This is a genomic window from Leuconostoc pseudomesenteroides KCTC 3652 (assembly GCF_014634745.1).
Taxonomy (GTDB): Bacteria; Bacillota; Bacilli; order Lactobacillales; family Lactobacillaceae; genus Leuconostoc; species Leuconostoc pseudomesenteroides.
Window position 1 is genome coordinate 239356 of record NZ_BMBP01000001.1, and the last position, 14256, is coordinate 253611.

The window sequence follows — 14256 nt, forward strand, 5'->3', positions numbered from 1 at the left end:
TTAACCATATTTGCAATAATATTGTAAAGCATTTTACGTATATTGTATTATTAATAAATATAAAATACGGTTATTTTGCGAACTATAGTTAGTTTATATTTAAAAAATCATATCACAAAACAAACTTTAATGATTTTGAAACAAAAAAACGTCCAATAAATGGACGCTAACTAGAGGATTACATTTTTTCTAACCGCGCAATTCGTTCTTCAATTGGTGGGTGTGTATCGAATAAATGTTCTTTATTTTTTAAAGGGTTGCTTATATATAGCGCTGCTGACGATGGATCGACATCCTGCATTGGTTCTGAACCACCTAATTTTCGCAAAGCTGATATTAATCCTTGTGGATTTCTTGTCAGTTCAACACTGCCAGCGTCAGCTAAGTATTCTCTATTTCGAGAAATAGCCATTTGTACGGCTGCTGCAGCTAGTGGCGCAAGTACCATCATCAAAATCGAAAATATCATCAGGATTGCCTGCAGCCCACCACTATTGTTGCGATCATTGTCTCTGCGCCTTTCCCCACTTCCCCAAAACCACCAGTTGCCACCAATATTGGTGAGTAAGGTAATAGCGGCCGACAATGCTAAAGCTATTGTAGAGATACGAATATCATAGTTACGAACATGACTCATTTCATGTCCGATAACGCCTTCCAACTCGCTGCGAGTCATTATCCGTAAAAGACCAGTTGTTGCTGCTACTGCAGCATGTTCTGGGTCATTACCCGTCGCAAAAGCATTGGGACTGTCATCAGAAATGACAAATACTCTTGGCATAGGAACTTGCGCAACCATTGCCATATCCTCTACGGCGTGCCACAGTTCTGGCTGTTGATCAGCATTCGTTATTTCTTGACCATGGTTCATAGCCATCACAACAGCAGTTGAATTACTAATCATAATTGCTGTGTAAATGACACCAATAATAATCGCACCTACAATGCCATATACCAAAGAACCAAGCAATAGATAGCCCACGGCTGCGCCTACAAGTGCAACTAAGACAAAAAAGGCCAACAACAAAACAATGGTCCGTCTTTTATTTGATTGTATTTGTTGATACAACATTAAAATTTAACCGTTGGTACTTCTTTCTCTGCTTCAGGAACTTGCAAAAATTCGCTAGGTTGGAAATGATGAACGCCGGCAACAACATTAGTAGGAAATGATTGTAATTTTGTATTATAGTTGGCGGTTGTGGCGTTAAACAATTGTCGAGAATAAGCAATTTTGTTCTCAGTATTTGTCAGCTCTTCTTGAAGCTTGTTAAAATTAGTATTGGCTTTTAAATCTGGATAAGCTTCAGCACGGGCAAAAAATCCTGATAAAACACCACTTAATTGATTAGAAGCCGCCATTTTATCAGCTGGCGTGTTTGCTGCTGCCACATCTTGACGTAACTGTGTCACTTTGGTTAATGTTTCACTTTCATGCTTGGCATAGCCTTTAACCGTTTCAACCAAATTAGGAATCAGATCATTTCGACGCTTTAATTGCACGTCAATTTGACTCCATGATTCTTGGGTTTGCATTCTAGCTTTAACAAGCCCGTTGTATATACCAATCCAAGCCAACACAAGGATTGCGATAATTACTATTACAATGATTATTGTCATGATTTCCCTCTCATTCTACAAAAACTTCTCGATGATCTTTTAAACCAACTTGTTCTAACCACACGTTGTACCACTGTGCCAAAAATGGTAATTGCTGAAGTAACGAATACAGTGTCACATCTTGGCTATTATCTATAATATCATAATGCCAAAAGCTATGCCCCTTCTCATCACGATTTTGAATAATATCAAGGGTTACATCGGCAATTTGTAGCGTAGCACCTGTTTTTTGTCCTTGATGGCTCTTTAGCACAAAATGCTGCTTTGCAGCCGCAACAAATAAACTATCTAAAACATCAACTGGTAGATCCTTACCTCTCATGGTTAAATCAAGGCTATTTTTAGCGTCAATTCCGATTACATCGACATCGTAATCCACTTCTCTAAGCTGATCAGCAATGCCGGTCAAGCGCTGTTGAAACGATTTCAAAGCAGGTAGTCCCGCCAACTGTAATGCTTCTGTTTGGACCAATTGACCAAACTGGTTAGTATCCAGATAAAAACGACGACGCGACATATCCCAATACAATACACGCAAGTTTTGTGAAATTTCTTCTAGGTAATAACCACCTGCTACAAGAGGTGCTGATGTGAATCGAAATGATGCATTAGGAAATTCAGCAAAATGCAGTTCCGCCACCTTTTGCAATTGTGGCAGCACAACGCTTGTCTCAGATAAAGAAGACATGCTAGCGAGCTTCGCGAAAGCCAATGTTACCCAGTGCGTACTGGGATACCAATGCTCACTGGCAACACGAAGAATTGTAGCCTCATGAACATCAAATGCCAGTATCTTATCAACGACTTCTAGGATGTCAGTTGTTGTCTCAGCTTGAGACAATGTTTCAACTAATACCTGCCATCGCTGCATCACCATTAAATCTTTTTTCAATTGTTGGGCATACTCAAAATTATCGAAAGTCATATTACTTCTTCTGCAGTAATGCGTTTAAATAATCTACATAAAGATAACTAATCTTTTCACCAAATGATTTGACGCTGTCAAAATATGTTAAAATTTGTTCCAGCTCTAGGCGATGAATCGCATCATCTTTTTCTAATTTTAAAATTTCAGCTTGATGTGACTGCAGTTTTTCTTTGACTTCAGGCACTCGTTGTTGAGAAGCAAGCAATAATTCTCGCTTGTTTTCAAGCTCTTCACGGGCTTTCTTGTCTGTACGTCCAAGTAAACCTGACTTATTTTCTTTCAATTGCGCTAATTGATCTTCAATCACTTGAACCTCAAGTTTTCGCTTCGTCTCATCATCTAAAAATGCCTGCAACCCCGTCATGATTTGTTTAATTTCACGGACTTGATTATCATTATTGTTCACCCCATCTGGCAATTGCGAAACATTGTGCAAGGTCAACATCATTTTTTGATCAACCTCTAGGGTCAAAGCCAAAACATCAAGCGTACCAATTTGGCGATGATTCCACCAATCACCTATGAAAACTTGATAAATTGCGGGCTCACCATCAATAGCTTCAAATACTAGAAATTGAAAATGTGCCTTTAAATAGTGGATCAATTCGGGCGCAAGAAATGTAGCTAACTCATTGTGAATGTCAACCACCATTTGTGCTAGGCTGGCATTACTATCCGCATGTGCTCTTTGCCGAATTTGTTCATTAAACTGCTGAGAATCGATTAATTCATAGATTTGCGGTATCTGATGAGTCATAATTGCGGACTGTAATTGTCCAAGATACATTATCTTACTATCAAGCCGATTAATTAATTCCGGCTGCAATACAGTTTGTGATTCTGTCATTTGATATGCCTCCGTTGAAACACTAGTTTAAAACCTAATTTTAGCATACCGTATAAAGCGTCTAAAAAATACCATCTTTAGAATATTTTATGTTATCAAAAAAGCGATGACTACTCATCGCTTTGAACGTAATATTTTTGGCACAAATCGCATCTTAGATCCTAATAATTCATCAGCTAACCCGATACGAAGGTAAGTCATAATCAGAACAGTGCCTCCAACTAATACGGCAACAAACGTTGTAACCGTAACAGATAGTTTAGTATCCATCGGAAATACAAAATTGCTGAAAAAGAAAACGACTAATCTGGCAATTACTGCCATTACAGCAGATGCCACAAACATACGCCACAATTCACGCCCAATTGTACTAAATGATACGCCATACTTTGATTTCAAGAAATCAAGCATGTAAGCGATCGCAACCGCCATGCCAATGACGCTGGCCATTAGAGCACCCATTCCTTCGAAAAAACGAATTAACGGTATTTGCAAAACAATTTTAATTACAAATCCTGCTACAAATGCTTTCATCACGATCGACACTTCCGACAATGCCTGTAACACGAATGATAGTAGCATGAATAGACTGAACACAATGGCCAAAATAGTCGAATATTGAAGCAAATAGATTCCATCTTGATTTGAGGGCCCAATTGGATAAAACATTTTATATAAAGGTCCCGCAACAGCATACATTCCCAAAGCACTTGGTAACATGATTAAAGCAAACAATTTCATAACTTGTTTCAATTGCGTCTGTATATCCTCATGAGTTAGTGTTGCTTTACTGCCCGATATCATTGGCAAGGCCGTAGCTGCAATGCTAGTAGAAAACGGCACAATAATCATGATTAACTTGTTAGGGTTGGCACTAAACAATGCAAATTGATTGAGTAGTTCAGTGTTTGAATTGGCAAAAAAATGATTCATAATGTCAAAAAAAGTATACTGATCAACCAGTTGGAAAAGCGTGATAGCTGATCCAATGATAATAAACGGCCATGACTCTTTTAAAATATTCAAAACCAAACCAAATGTTGGGGCATGATTTGTCGATTGCACATTCTCAATTGGTTGCACCAAAATGTGACGATACTTTGCCCATCCCCATATCAAAACCAGCATACTGAAAATAGCACCGATGAACGCGGCGAAAGTTGACTGCACGACAACACCTGTCCAATTTGTCGGGTTCGACTTTAAAATAATCACTGCCGTGACAAGCATATAAGCGACGCGAGCAATTTGCTCAATCACTTGTGACATCGCTGACACACTCATCAATTGGTGCCCCTGAAAAATACCCCGAATCATCGACATAAGTGGAAAAATCGCTACTGCTGGGGCCAACGAATGTAGTACTGGTATGACATTAGCATTACCATTAGACAACCACGGCGCTGCAACATATAAAATGGCGCCAAAGAGAATGCCCAAACCAATTCCAAGCCAAATCGACTGCCGAGTGAGTTGTCTCGAACGGTAAATGTCGCGTTTGGCAGTAAGCTCGGCAACAATCTTTGAAATCGCCGCTGGAATGCCAAACGTCGCGATAGCCAAAAAAACAGCATAAACGTTGTAGCCCTGTGTAAATAAACCATTTGCTCGGTTACCGTACACACCCAACATTGCCATCCAAGGCAAAATGTACAACGCACCCAAGATACGCGACACCATATTACCAACTGACAGCCATGCGGAACCTTTTACCAATGTTGCCTGGTTGTCGTTAACATCTGGCATAGGTGAAGGTACAACAGTTTGTGGTCGCGTATTTGTGGTCTCTGTTACCGTCAAGTTAGGCTTTTTTTGGATAATATTTTTGCGCGCTTGATCATTTTTTTGCTTTAATAACGCAACATCAGCATCGGACATCACTTTTTGTTGATGAGACTGAGGTACTGAAACACCGGCGCGTGATGGTGACTGTTTATTTTGCACACGTTTGCGTGCACGTGCCAAAATTTCCTCAGCACTTAACATTTGTCCATCCACATTGATTTTATCAACACGATTTCCGCTATTGAGATTTTCTGGACGTTGATCATCCGACATATTTAGTGACCCCATTTTTTGATATGTACCCTCACCTAGGTGAGGATTTACGTAACATCATTGATATAAATGTCACAACGTTTAAATTTTTAGCCTACTACAATATTAACAAACTTACCAGGAATCGCAATAACTTTACGAATTTCTTTGCCGTTAATGAAGTTTTGGACATTATCGTCTGCTTTAGCAGCCTCGACCATAGCATCTTTATCAATATCTATGGCAACAGTTGCTTTACCACGCACCTTACCGTTGACTTGGAAAATAATTTCAACCGTGTTCTCGACAAGCTGATTTTCATCATAAGTTGGCCATGGTTCGTAACTCACACCTTCAGTATTGCCTAATTTCTGCCATAATTCTTCGGCCAAAAATGGTGCAATTGGTGCTAACATTTGTACAAAGCCATTCATATACTCAATTGGTAAAGCATCTGACTTATAAGCGTCGTTAACAAAAACCATCAATTGCGAGATTGCCGTATTGAAACGCATGTTCTCTAAATCATCTGTGACTTTTTTGACAGTCTGGTTATAAACTTTATCCAGATCGCCAGGATTTACCGTTGTTACATGGTCACGCAACTTGCCCTCATCATCAACTAGTAATCGCCACACACGATCCAACCAACGGCGTGACCCAGCAACGCCTTCTTCAGACCATGGCTTGCTTTGTGTTAATGGTCCCATGAACATCTCATATACACGCAGTGTGTCGGCGCCATAGTCATTAACAATCTCATCTGGATTAACCACATTGCCTTTTGATTTAGACATCTTCTCGTGATTTTCACCTAAAATCATACCTTGGTTGACAAGCTTTTGGAACGGTTCTTTCGTTGGTACAACACCTAAATCGTACAAAAACTTATGCCAGAAACGAGCATACAATAAGTGCAAAACAGCGTGTTCAGCACCACCAACATATAAATCGACATTCATCCAGTATTTTAACTTTTCTGGATCTGCCAAAACCTTTGAGTTATGTGGATCAACATAGCGTAAGAAGTACCAAGAAGATCCAGCCCATTGCGGCATAGTGTTGGTCTCACGTCGTCCTTTAACACCATCTTCTCGTGTCACGTTTAACCACTCCGTCGCATTGGCAAGTGGTGATTCACCTGTACCTGAAGGCTTCAATTGATCTTGCGTCATTTCTGGTAAGCGAAGTGGTAACTCTTCCTCGGGTACAAGTGTCTGCGTCCCATCTTCCCAATGAATGACTGGGATTGGTTCGCCCCAATAGCGTTGACGAGAAAAAATCCAATCCCGTAATCGATAATTGACTTGTTTATGTCCAGCGTGATTGTCTTCCAACCAGTCAATCGCAGTGTTAATAGCCTCTTGCTTATTTAATCCGTCCAAAAAACCAGAATTAATATGCGTGCCGTCACCTGTATATGCAGCTTCATTCACATCCCCACCAGCAATTACCGGTGTAATTGGCAAATCAAACTTCTTAGCAAATGCAAAATCACGTTCATCATGAGCCGGAACCGCCATAATCGCTCCTGTACCATATGATGACAACACATAGTCGGCAATCCAAATTGGCAATTTTTCACCATTTATTGGATTAATACCATAAGCACCTGTGAAAGCACCCGTCTTGTCTTTGTTAAGATCAGTTCGCTCCAAATCAGACTTAGTTGCAACCATAGCTTGATAGGCGGCAATGGTCTCTGCTTGATCTGGCGTCGTAATTTTTTCAATTAAGTCGTGTTCAGGAGATAATACCATATATTTGGCCCCAAACAGAGTATCAGGTCGCGTTGTGTAAACTTCGATTTCATCATCAAAGCCATCAACTTTAAAGTTAACAGAAGCACCAGTTGATCGACCAATCCAATGCCGTTGTTGTTCTTTAATCGCTTCAGGCCAATCTAGTTCTTCTAAATCATCTAACAAGCGATCTGCGTACGCAGTAATGCGTAAAACCCATTGCTTCATGGGTTTGCGATAAACTGGATAACCACCGCGTTCAGTTTTACCATCAACCACTTCTTCGTTGGCAACAACTATACCACCGCCTGGAAAATCAGGCGCCCAGTTAACCATAATCTCATCTTCATATGCCAAACCTTTTTCGTACAACTTCTCAAAAATCCATTGTGACCATTTATAGTATTCCGGATCAGTTGTATTAATTTCTCTTGACCAGTCAATCGAGAAGCCTAAAGACTTAATCTGTTTTTTAAAAACTTGGACGTTCTTGTTTGTAAAGCCGGCAGGATTATTTCCCGTTTTGATAGCGTATTGTTCAGCAGGCAGCCCAAAAGCATCCCAGCCAATGGGATGTAAGACATTAAAACCCTTAGCACGCTTGTAACGACTAACAATATCCGTTGCTGTATAACCTTCTGGATGCCCGACGTGAAGCCCTTGACCTGATGGATAAGGAAACATATCCAAAACATAATATTTAGGTTTATCTGATTTATCCGGCGCTTTGAATGTCTGATTATCTTCCCAATATTTTTGCCACTTATGCTCAATTTCTTTGTGATTATATGCCATAAATTTATTCCTTTGTGTGATTTATTCCAAGTGAAACATCAAGCACTCTTTAGATTAGCCGGCTTCAAATAAAAAAACCTATGCCATGCAAAAAAGCATGACATAGGGTGAAATTTGAATTCACGGTACCACCTATGTTCACGTACTACTACGTCTCTATTTGCCTTAACGCGGGCAAACGTTACAGACTACTTGATGTTTCACCCGTAATTCAATCAACCGAGTTCCGTATTTTGTTTGATAAGTTTTCAGCGCCACTTATTCTCTACAACCCCGCCATACGTACTAATGTTGACTATAATGGTTTCATTATATCACATCTCTACACAATCGGGTATAATCATTGTATGCGTAAATTACACACAATCCCCATTCTGCCTTGGATATCTTTGATAACTTTTATGACTTTAACAATTGGTGTGTTGTTAAAAACTAAATTCATACAACAACTTGACACCTTTGGGCAAGGATTAATTCAACATTACGATCATCAACATAACTGGTTTTTCACAACAATTACTAGTATTGGTAATGTCAGTTGGAGTGCTATTATTCTGGCAACTATTTCACTTTGGCTCATCTATCACCACTTTTATCGTGAAACGCTATTCATTGGATTTAATGTGATTGTGTTTGCGGGTTTAAGCAACCAAATCTTTAAAAATATTATTGCTCGACCGCGCCCAACACCTCATTTGGTTCCTGCATCTGGGTTTAGTTTTCCTTCGGGACACGCGATGGTAGCCGTTTTACTATATGGCAGCCTAATTATCATTTTACATCGTCACCTAAAATCTAATTGGCTACGCCACTTAGCTTCCTATATGCTGATTGGATTAATCATTTTAATTCCCATTAGTCGCGTCTACGTCAATGTTCACTATCCGAGTGATATCTTAGCTGGCATGACAATAGCATATACCATGCTCTTTGCCAGTCAACAACTATTTTTCAAAAATAAAGGAGTACATGATGATTCCGTCAAGTAATACATTTACACATCAATTAATTGAACAAAATATTAAAATTGGTGATTTGGTTTTGGATGGGACAACAGCTAATGGCGTTAATACACGCTTTTTAGCAACGCGTGTTGGTAACGAAGGCCATGTATTGAGCTATGCAACCACAAAAGATAACGCCAACGCCGCAGCCGCCTCACTCTTCATGAGCGGTTTATCAGAACGTGTCACTTTGCTTGGCCACCAAATTACACCACAATTACGTACTGATATGGGCGAACGAAAACAAATTAGTGTTGCAATTTTTGATTATTCGTCTGATACAGAAAACACACATGATCAGCCCTCAAATCTGATTGATCAAATTTCGTTAGTTTTGCCAAAACTAACGCATGGTGGTCTCTTGATTACAAAATTTAATGCAACGCCAGAAGATTGGCTAGATTATTTGTCAGAACTTATTCCAGAAGATTTCAGTCAAGCTAACTATACGACATCCACAACTCAGACATTTATCATCGAAAGGATTTAATCATGAAAAAATTCGCCCCACAAATCATAATGGCAGTGATTCTTGTACTGCTAATCGCTGGTATTGTTGGCTACCAGCATTTCGCTAACTCATCAAACTCAGAGACGTCAACCACAAAAAAGGATCCAAAGTTAGAAAAAGTTGCTTTACCTCAATTGACTAATACTGTGTCTGAGAATGAAAGTGAAGTCACGCTGCATACGAGTTATGGCGATATCACTATCAAATTATTTAACAAATATGCACCATTAGCTGTTGAAAACTTTATCACTCATGCTAAACAAAGCTACTATAACAATACAATCTTTCACCGTGTGATTAACAATTTTATGATTCAAGGTGGCGATCCCAAGGGTGACGGCTCAGGCGGAGAGTCAATTTGGAAAGGCAAAGACAGTAGCATTGATAGTGGTAATGGTTTCAAAAATGAAATTAGCACATCACTTTATAATATTCGTGGCGCCGTATCAATGGCTAATGCTGGAGCAGACACAAATGGTAGTCAATTTTTCATCGTTCAAAACAAAAAAAATCTTTCAAAGCAAGTCGACGCCAATAATTACCCTTCAAAAATTTATAATGCCTATAAAAAAGGCGGTGTCCCTAGCCTAGATGGCGATTACACTGTTTTTGGTCAAGTAATCAAAGGCATGTCAGTAGTAGACAAAATTGCTGAAGCAAAGGTTGAAGACAGTAGTTCAGGAGAAGCTTCAAAACCAGTTGATCCTGTCAAAATTACGAACATCACGATCATTAAAGAAGCCAAGTAAAAACACCAAATGATTTTCAACATTTGGTGTTTTTTTTACTTTTCAGAAGTACGCATGATGAGAACATCTGTATTCGCAACTTGTGTCACAAATGATGGAACAGTTCCAGCCATTGCCCGTTGTAGTCGACTCAACCCTGTTTCCCCAATCACAATCAAATCATTTTTGTGATCCTTAGGAAAGTGACGAGCAATTACTTGCTTTGGTGATCCAAAACGAACATGAACATCGACATCGGTATGACCTAAACTCTGCGCATACTCATAAGCCTTGTTGATTGAAGCTTCAGCATCTTGCTCCATCTGATATACAACATCATCACTCATCGCAATTGAACCAAAATAGCCACCGCCATTGGTATCGACAACAGTTAAAATGTCAATATGCGCTTCTGGAGCAAATTCAATCACCTTTTTAATTAGCGTGTTCGATACCTCTGAACCGTCGATTGCTACTAAAATATTCTGATATGCCATGACCCAACCTCTTATCGTTCTTGATACTTTTATTATAACGCTATTTCTTCGAAAATGTAAGCGCTTTTAATAACTTACATCATTTTCAGTAAATTTAAGTATCAATCGCAGGCATAAGATTATAGAACTTTCTGTAAAAAGTCTCGTGCTCGTTCTGTTTTGGGCGTTTCAAAGAAAGTTTTTGGTTCAGCAATTTCTTGAATACCACCGTCAGCCATAAACCACACTTGATCCGCAACTTCTCGTGCAAAACCCATTTCATGCGTGACCACAATCATCGTCATGCCATCCTCTGCCAGTTGTTTCATTACTGCCAAGACTTCACCAACCATTTCCGGATCTAGTGCACTTGTTGGTTCATCAAAAAGCAACATGTCGGGGGACATTGCCAGCGCACGTGCGATTGCCACACGCTGTTTTTGACCACCAGAAAGGCTTGCAGGATATTGGTCTGCCTTGTCAGACAGTCCGACTTGTGCCAATAACCGTTTAGCTGTTTCTGTGGCAATTTTATCATCTTGCCCCTTTACTTTAAGGGGTGCTAGTTTGATGTTTTCAAGAACTGTCAGATTTGGGAATAGATTGAACCCTTGAAAAACCATACCCATTTTTTCACGAAGCTGATCAAGCTGAATTTCTTTTAAATTGGTTAGTTGGTTTCCCTCGAACAAAACGTCCCCACTTGTCGGGGCATCTAACATATTAATCGCTCTCAAAAATGTTGATTTACCTGCACCTGATGGGCCGATGACAGCAATCACTTCACCTTTCTTTACAGTAACGTTAATATCTTTAAAAACTGTTTTGTCACCAAATTTCTTTGTTAAATTTTCAATCACCAATAAATCAGCCATATCGCTCTCCGTTTCGAATTATTAATTTATATTATACACGATTTTCATATATATGCAGTTTATATACATTATAATTTGAATAAAATGTATATTTTTGCATAAAAAATAATGTAAAATTAAGAAAAAGTGGAGGACCATAATGGCAAAAATTGTTAATCGTGAAGAAACTCAAACAACCCCGATAGATGACCTTTTCGTTTTACCAAATGAAAAGGAAGATGATGTTGCACGAACGGCTGCTTTAGGTCGAGACAGCGAGACTGAGACACATAAATAATCACACCAAACAGGTATGCTATTGCGTACTTGTTTTTTATTAAAAAAAAAGAACATGCAATGCATGCCCTTTTAAAACTAATAATATTAGTCTTCGATTTCAGTAACTGTTCCGGCACCAACAGTGTGGCCACCTTCACGAACAGTAAACTTCAAACCTTGTTCAATGGCAACTGGTGAGATCAATTCGATTTCGAATGTCACTTGGTCACCAGGCATAACCATTTCAACACCTTCTGGCAATTCAACAACACCAGTAACATCTGTTGTGTGGAAGTAGAATTGTGGACGGTAGTTTGTGAAGAATGGTGTATGACGACCACCTTCTTCTTTACTCAAGACATAAACTTCGGCCTTGAACTTCTTGTGTGTTTGAATTGAACCTGGCTTTGCCAAAACTTGACCACGTTCGATTTCGTTACGATCAACACCACGCAACAATGCACCAATGTTGTCACCCGCTTGAGCTTCTTCCAAAGTCTTACGGAACATTTCGATACCAGTTACAGTAGTCTTCTTAACTTCATCCTTCAAACCAACGATTTCAACTTCAGTACCAGTAGTCAATACACCACGGTCAACACGACCAGAAGCAACTGTTCCACGACCAGTAATTGTGAAGACGTCTTCGACAGGCATCAAGAAAGGCTTGTCAGTTTCGCGCTTTGGTTCTGGAATGTATGAATCAACAGTATCCATCAATTCTTCGATAACCTTAACTTGTTCAGGGTCACCTTCCAAAGCCTTCAATGCTGAACCCTTGATAACAGGAATATCATCACCAGGGAAGTCATATTCAGACAAAAGTTCACGAACTTCCATTTCAACCAAGTCGATCAATTCTTCATCATCAACCAAGTCTGTCTTGTTCAAGAACACAACAAGATAGTCAACACCAACTTGACGTGCCAACAAGATGTGTTCACGTGTTTGTGGCATAGGACCATCAGTTGCAGCAACAACCAAAATAGCACCATCCATTTGAGCAGCACCAGTGATCATGTTTTTAACGTAATCCGCGTGACCTGGGGCATCAATGTGGGCATAGTGACGCTTCTCAGTTTCGTATTCGATGTGAGAAGTGTTAATAGTGATACCACGTTCTTTTTCTTCAGGCGCGTTATCAATTTCAGCAAAATCAGTTGCTACTTTACCTTGCTTTTCAGACAATACCTTTGAAATAGCAGCAGTCAAAGTCGTCTTTCCATGATCGACGTGTCCAATAGTACCAATGTTAACGTGGGGCTTAGTGCGAACGTAAGTTTCCTTAGCCAATGTAGTTTCCTCCAAAATTCATTTTTCAGTAATTCTGAAAAATGTTTATAAATATATTTTACAACGCAAGCCGTCAAAAGACAACAAGTAACTTGCATTTTTCCGGCTCTTGAAGCCAAAAATTATTATACCGACTTATTAAGAAAATGTAAACACTTTTAACATTAATTTTCAAAAAAGCTGTTTGTAATTTCATTTACTTTATCATGCCAATATTTTTGCAGTCCAACTTCAGTATGATTTGATTGTCCATAGTAGCGATCTAGACTGCTATCAACCCAGCTGTCAGCATCAATAATCACGTCGTCAGTTTGTGGGTACAAAAGTGTTAGCTCTAATCTCATTTGATGGGCTAACATTTCCAACGCTACAGGATCTTCTTGACCCAATCGATCGTCAATTAATGTCGCAATTTTTTCAAAAACTTCGGAACTCGTCAATGGATTAATGTGGTCAAGACGGATAGTGTAAAGTTGTTCATCTAGCCAGCGATATTGAACGGGTTCTTGAATATCTAGCTTTTGTAAATCTTCTAATAAAGTTGCGCGTATTAGCGGCAAGGCAAATGGATCAACTAATAAAAATTTAGCGCCGATAACAAAATCAGCCACCGGTAGCCTTCTAGCAGCCTCGTAACGATTACGTTGCGCATCCAAGTCGTAGTCGCTCATGTGATAAAACTGACGACTAATCGTTGCTAAAGTTGTTGCCATTGTCTCTTTGGCGTGATTTTCAGCAGTTCTAATTTCATCTAGAATATCTGACTGTGTTTGTTCATCATCCCATAACATTGCTAATTGTTGCGCGTAAACAAAGCTCTGATTTTGGACTGCCAGTGCCACTATCATTCGAAAATGTGTTTCATCGTCGAGATATTCTGCCAAAAAATCGTCAGCATAAGAGGAAGCCAATTGATATTGTTTATCCATAAATAAAGCTGTCACTAAGCGATAATTAATGTCAAAGGTCTGCAAGTTTTCATATAAGTCAGCAAGTGTTTCCGCAGCATCGTGCCAGTTTTCTTGTTTCATTTCTAGTTGTGCACGGTCAATAAGTGCTTGTGTTTCTGGCGTAATATGGTCGGTCATTTTTTCGGTCACATAACAAATTATGAAAATTAAGAATCAACTCATAATTGTTAC

The 14256-nt window shown here is 39.3% G+C and carries 14 protein-coding genes and 1 other annotated feature; of the genes, 4 read left to right on the plus strand and 10 right to left on the minus strand.

The window, feature by feature from the left end:
• Positions 1-178 precede the first annotated feature (178 nt).
• The 6 genes from htpX to leuS all read right to left on the minus strand — a co-directional run bounded on the left by htpX (position 179) and on the right by leuS (position 7969).
• Positions 179-1072, minus strand: a complete 894-nt coding sequence (gene htpX / locus IEU65_RS01155; protein WP_010279077.1) for a zinc metalloprotease HtpX — start codon at positions 1070-1072, stop codon at positions 179-181.
• Positions 1072-1620 (minus strand): LemA family protein, encoded by a 549-nt coding sequence (locus IEU65_RS01160; protein WP_010279073.1) that lies wholly within the window; start codon positions 1618-1620, stop codon positions 1072-1074. Before IEU65_RS01160 ends, htpX begins: the two co-directional genes overlap by 1 nt.
• 10 nt (positions 1621-1630) lie before the next feature.
• Complete coding sequence (locus tag IEU65_RS01165; protein ID WP_010279071.1) at positions 1631-2545, minus strand: hypothetical protein; 915 nt, start codon at positions 2543-2545, stop codon at positions 1631-1633.
• Between the two features lies 1 nt (position 2546).
• Positions 2547-3395, minus strand: coding sequence for a hypothetical protein (locus IEU65_RS01170; protein WP_010279067.1), 849 nt, complete (start codon positions 3393-3395; stop codon positions 2547-2549).
• Between the two features lie 114 nt (positions 3396-3509).
• Positions 3510-5453: a putative polysaccharide biosynthesis protein gene (locus tag IEU65_RS01175; protein ID WP_010279063.1), complete on the minus strand. Its 1944-nt coding sequence runs from the start codon at positions 5451-5453 to the stop codon at positions 3510-3512.
• Positions 5454-5542: 89 nt separating this feature from the next.
• A complete protein-coding gene (gene leuS, locus IEU65_RS01180; protein ID WP_010279060.1) occupies positions 5543-7969 on the minus strand; it encodes a leucine--tRNA ligase in 2427 nt (808 codons plus the stop codon).
• A 100-nt stretch (positions 7970-8069) separates the two neighbouring features.
• Positions 8070-8271, minus strand: a binding site (T-box leader).
• Positions 8272-8370: 99 nt separating this feature from the next.
• Here leuS and IEU65_RS01185 point away from each other — a divergent pair.
• Genes IEU65_RS01185 through IEU65_RS01195 form a run of 3 tightly spaced genes read left to right on the plus strand, consistent with a single transcriptional unit; the run spans position 8371 to position 10233 of the window.
• A complete protein-coding gene (locus IEU65_RS01185; RefSeq protein ID WP_010279057.1) occupies positions 8371-8958 on the plus strand; it encodes a phosphatase PAP2 family protein in 588 nt (195 codons plus the stop codon).
• Positions 8942-9463, plus strand: a complete 522-nt coding sequence (locus IEU65_RS01190; protein WP_031941016.1) for a hypothetical protein — start codon at positions 8942-8944, stop codon at positions 9461-9463. Before IEU65_RS01185 ends, IEU65_RS01190 begins: the two co-directional genes overlap by 17 nt.
• Positions 9464-9465: 2 nt before the next feature.
• Positions 9466-10233, plus strand: coding sequence for a peptidylprolyl isomerase (locus tag IEU65_RS01195; RefSeq protein ID WP_010279054.1), 768 nt, complete (start codon positions 9466-9468; stop codon positions 10231-10233).
• Between the two features lie 35 nt (positions 10234-10268).
• On the opposite strand, the gene IEU65_RS01200 is transcribed toward IEU65_RS01195, so the two are convergent.
• Both IEU65_RS01200 and IEU65_RS01205 read right to left on the minus strand, forming a co-directional pair.
• Positions 10269-10709 (minus strand): universal stress protein, encoded by a 441-nt coding sequence (locus tag IEU65_RS01200; RefSeq protein ID WP_010279052.1) that lies wholly within the window; start codon positions 10707-10709, stop codon positions 10269-10271.
• 119 nt (positions 10710-10828) lie between these two features.
• Entirely contained in the window at positions 10829-11563 is a 735-nt protein-coding gene (locus IEU65_RS01205; RefSeq protein WP_010279051.1) for an amino acid ABC transporter ATP-binding protein, read from the minus strand.
• A 139-nt stretch (positions 11564-11702) separates the two neighbouring features.
• Between IEU65_RS01205 and IEU65_RS01210 the strand changes: the two genes are divergently transcribed.
• Positions 11703-11840 carry a hypothetical protein gene (locus IEU65_RS01210; protein ID WP_010279049.1) on the plus strand — a complete coding sequence of 46 codons (138 nt, stop codon included), beginning with the start codon at positions 11703-11705 and terminating at the stop codon, positions 11838-11840.
• Positions 11841-11926: 86 nt separating this feature from the next.
• Here IEU65_RS01210 and tuf read toward each other — a convergent pair whose 3' ends face one another.
• Positions 11927-13114 carry an elongation factor Tu gene (gene tuf / locus IEU65_RS01215; RefSeq protein ID WP_080519256.1) on the minus strand — a complete coding sequence of 396 codons (1188 nt, stop codon included), beginning with the start codon at positions 13112-13114 and terminating at the stop codon, positions 11927-11929.
• Positions 13115-13278: 164 nt separating this feature from the next.
• Positions 13279-14202: a hypothetical protein gene (locus IEU65_RS01220; protein WP_010281450.1), complete on the minus strand. Its 924-nt coding sequence runs from the start codon at positions 14200-14202 to the stop codon at positions 13279-13281.
• Between the last annotated feature and the right edge of the window lie 54 nt (positions 14203-14256).